2 protein-coding genes and 1 pseudogene are annotated in these 3,804 nt (G+C 75.6%); 2 read left to right on the top strand and 1 reads right to left on the bottom strand.

Annotated elements, in window-relative coordinates; translation table 11 throughout:
* Positions 1 to 328: 328 nt before the first annotated feature.
* Entirely contained in the window at positions 329 to 598 is a 270-nt protein-coding gene (locus ACIQOV_RS31845) for a hypothetical protein (protein WP_401054160.1), read from the top strand.
* Positions 599 to 614: 16 nt separating this feature from the next.
* Positions 615 to 2,921, top strand: coding sequence for an SAM-dependent methyltransferase (locus ACIQOV_RS31850; protein ID WP_401054162.1), 2,307 nt, complete (start codon positions 615 to 617; stop codon positions 2,919 to 2,921).
* A gap of 365 nt (positions 2,922 to 3,286) precedes the next feature.
* Here the strand turns inward: ACIQOV_RS31850 and ACIQOV_RS31855 are convergent.
* Positions 3,287 to 3,804 (bottom strand): annotated as a pseudogene (locus ACIQOV_RS31855) (PIG-L family deacetylase); the annotation flags it as partial.

A 3,804-nucleotide genomic window follows, 5' to 3' on the forward strand; every position in this document is an offset into this window, starting at 1 on the left:
CCCACCCCGCAGCTCCCCAGACTGGCCCCTCCGATCGACCGCACCGGCCGCACCGGCAGCGCCCTGGGCAACACCCCCGGCGTCGAGGCCGACAGCTTCTGGGACATCGTCAAGACCATCGCCCCGATCGCCGCCAGCGTGCTGCTCTGACGGGATCCCCCCACGGACACCTCGTCCGTACCGTGCCGGCCGCGCGGCCCATCCGCCGCCCGGCCGGCACTCCGCTGCTCCGCAGCTGCCCGGTTGTCCGACCCCCTGTCCGGCCGAACGTCCGTTCAGTAGCATGAACCCGCCTCCGCCCGCGGCCCCGAGGGGACGAGTGACCGCCATGACCACCCTGACCGCCAACACCCCGCCCGTCGACGTCGTGGACATCGACGTGGACATCGACCTGATCCTGGACGACGACGGCGGCACCGTCGCGGACGCCGCCCCGGCTCCGGGAGCCCTCGCGTCCGGAGCACCGGTGCTGATGACCCCGCCGCAGAGCACCCAGGCCGTCTTCGAGTTCGACCCGCCCGTCCAACTCGACCCGCCGCTCCTGGTGGACGCGCTGCCCCCGCAGGTCACCCAGATGGTCACCGGCGACGACCGCTGAAGGCCCGCGCCGCCGCATGGACCCCGACCGCCGCTCCGCGCACCGCTACACGCGCCCCTTCGACCGCTTCCCCTCCCGCCGCGAGCACCAGGCCCGGTGGGCCGAACTGTCCCGCGCGATCGCCGCGGCCGGCCCGCCGGGCGGTGAACCGTCCGAGCAGAAGGGCGAGTTGACCGTCCTCGGCTCCGGCATCGAGGCCGCCGGCTTCACCCGCGCCGACGAGCGCCTGCTCCGCGAGGCCGACCACGTCTTCCACTGCGTGGCCGATCCCGCGACGATCGTGCGCATCAACGCCTGGCGCCCGGACGCCTACGACCTCGGCGTCCTCTACGACGACGCGAAGGACCGCTACCTGACGTACGTCCAGATGTCGGAGGCGGTCCTGCACTTCGTGCGGGCCGGGCGCCGGGTGGCGGCGGTCTTCTACGGCCACCCGGGCATCTTCGTGCTGTCCAGCCACCGCGCCGTGCGGATCGCCCGCCGCGAGGGCCACACCGCCGTGATGCGCCCCGGCATCAGCGCCCTGGACGTGCTCTGCGCCGACCTCGGCGTGGACCCGAGCACCCCCGGCATGCAGACCTTCGAGGCCTCCGACCTGCTGATCCGCGGACGACGCCTCGACCCCGGCCTGCACCTGGTGCTCTGGCAGGTCGGCATCGTCGGCGAACTCGACTACCGGCGCGCCGGGTTCACCAACCGCCACCTGCCCGTCCTGCTGGACCGGCTGGAGGAGGTCTACGGGCCGGACCACACCGTGGTCAACTACATCGGCGCCCGTTACCGGGGCCTCGACCCCGTCACCGCCCGGTACACCGTCGCCGCCCTGCGCGACCCGGCCGTGCAGCGCACCGTCACCAGCGCCTCCACCTGGTACCTGCCGCCCGCCGTCGCCGCCCCGGCCGACCCGCGGGTGCTCGAACGCCTCGGCCTGCTCGAACCCGGCCGGACCGTCCGCCCGCCCGACGGCCCGCTGCGGGTCGTCGACGCGTACGGCCCCCGCGAACTCGCCGCCCTCCGCGGCTTCGCCGACTTCCGCGTCCCGGCCGGCTACCACTGGCAGGAGGACACCCCGGGCGCCCGCTTCGCCCTGGCCCTCGGCGAGGACGGCGCCCTGCGCGAGCGCTACGTCCGGGATCCCGCGGCCGCCGTCGCGCACTGGGCCCCGCCGGACCTCGGAGCCGACGAACGCGCCCTGCTGGCCCGGCGCGAGGACCTGGCCCTGCAGGCCGCCGCCCGGGGCGTCCCCCGGCGGCCCGGGCCGGAGGCGGCACACCGGCTGCGCACCCTGCTCACCCGCAAGTCGGAGGCCCGCCGGCTGGCGCGGGACGGCGCGGCGGGCTGGCCGTCGATCCGGCGGGACCTGGACTCCGTCCTCGCCGGGGCCCTGTACCCGTGGACGGGCCTGTACGGCACCGCGGACGGCGGCCTCTCGGTCTACGTCCTGGGCCGCGCGACCGACCCGCCCCGGCACCGGGTCCACGTCGACGGCCTCCGGGTGACCGACCCGAGTTACGCCCACGGCGTGCTGCGCTGGCGCGCGGCGGACGGCGGCGTCGGCGGCGAGCTGCGGACGGAGTTCGGCCGCGACGGCCGGCGCCGGCTGACCGGAACCGTCGCGGGCGCGGCGGTGCGCCTGACCGAGTACCCGCTGCCGCAGGTGCCACCGCTCGCCGACCTCGTCGGCGGGTACCGCAGCGAGGGCCTGCGCGTGGACGTCGTACCCGGCGCCCCCGGCTCGGCCCCGCGTCTGCGCGTCACCCTCGACGGCGAACCCGTCACCGCCGCGGTGGTGATCGGACCGGCGGGCTTCGAGGTGGACGGCGTCACCGTCCCCTTCTCCGCGGCCGTGGCGGAGCCCGCCCGTCGCCTGTACGGGGACTACCGGCTGCGGCTGCCCGACCGCCCGGGCGGCGCCCGCCTGGAGGTCGCCGCGGACGGCGTCGTGCTCGACGGCCGGCCCGTCCCCGGGGCCGGGCCGAGCGGACGGCGGCTCGGCTGGCGGGACGGACCGGAGCTCTTGCCCTCCGCCGACCTCACCCTGCTGCTCGACCCGATCACCCTGCACCCGATGCTGCACGGCACCGGCCGGACGGCGGACGGCGAACCGTTCCCGCTGCTCGGCATGGTCCCGGTCGACGGCGAGGCCGCCCGACGGCTCGCCGCCCGGCCGCGGTTCGGCATCCCGGCCGGCCCCTGGGCCCACCTGACGGCGCTCGCCGCCGGGGCGAGCCACGACGGCGGGCTGTTCTGGTGGCACGGCTGGGAGCAGTCGGCCACCGCCCTGCGGACCGTGGAGCAGGCCCTGCGGGACGGCGGCCGGTAGCGCCCGGCACGGACCCGGCCGGCGACGGCCGGGTCCGTACGGACACAGGGACGGGGACGGGGATCAGCGCAGGCCGGCGAAGAGGTCGTCCTCGGGAAGGGCCGCGCCGGTGGTGTCCTTGACCCGCACGAAGGTCTCCACGCCCATCAGCTCGGTGAACCGCTCCTTGCCCATCTTCAGGAAGAAGATGTTCTCGCCCTGACTGGCGTGCGCGGCCAGGGCGTCGAACTTCCGGCCGCCGAACGCGGTGGTGTCCACCCAGGTGGTGATCTCCTCGTCCGGCAGGCCGATCTCCGACATGTCCGGCATCTCGGACGCCTCCGACTCCTCCGCCGCCTCCGACTCCTCCGCCGCCCCGGACTCCTGCGCCGCCTCCGGCTCCTCCCAGTCCGCGCCGAACTCGCGCATGACCTCGCCGAACCGCTGCATCGCCGAGCGCGGCGCCGTCGTCCAGTAGACCTTCGGCGTCGGATCGGTCAGCTCCAGCGCCGCCATGGTGATGCGGTGGGCCTGGATGTGGTCGGGGTGGCCGTAGAACCCGTTCTCGTCGTAGGTGACGACCACGTCGGGCCGGTAGTGCCGGATCAGTTCGGCGAGGCGGGCGGCGCCCTCCTCCACCGGCGTGCGCCAGAACGACCCGGGCTCGTCGTTGCTCGCCCAGCCCATCATCCCGGAGTCGGCGTACTCCAGCAGCTCCAGGTGACTGACCTTCAACACCTCGCAGCTGGCCTCCAGTTCCTGCCGGCGCATCGCGGCGACGGCCTCCGGGTCGTGGCCGGGCTCGCCCGGCTTGACCCCTCCCGGTCCGTCACCGCACCGGCCGTCCGTACACGTCACGAGGACCGTGCGGACGCCCTCCGCCGCGTACCGGGCGAGGACACCC

Origin of the sequence: Kitasatospora sp. NPDC091257, assembly GCF_044757675.1 — a bacterium.
In the GTDB taxonomy this organism is placed as follows: Bacteria; Actinomycetota; Actinomycetes; order Streptomycetales; family Streptomycetaceae; genus Kitasatospora; species Kitasatospora lactacystinica.

Coding starts and splice junctions, on each gene's coding strand:
- ACIQOV_RS31845 (WP_401054160.1), top strand. CDS start 329: ATGACCACCCTGACCGCCAACACCCCGCCCGTCGACGTCGTGGACATC.
- ACIQOV_RS31850 (WP_401054162.1), top strand. CDS start 615: ATGGACCCCGACCGCCGCTCCGCGCACCGCTACACGCGCCCCTTCGAC.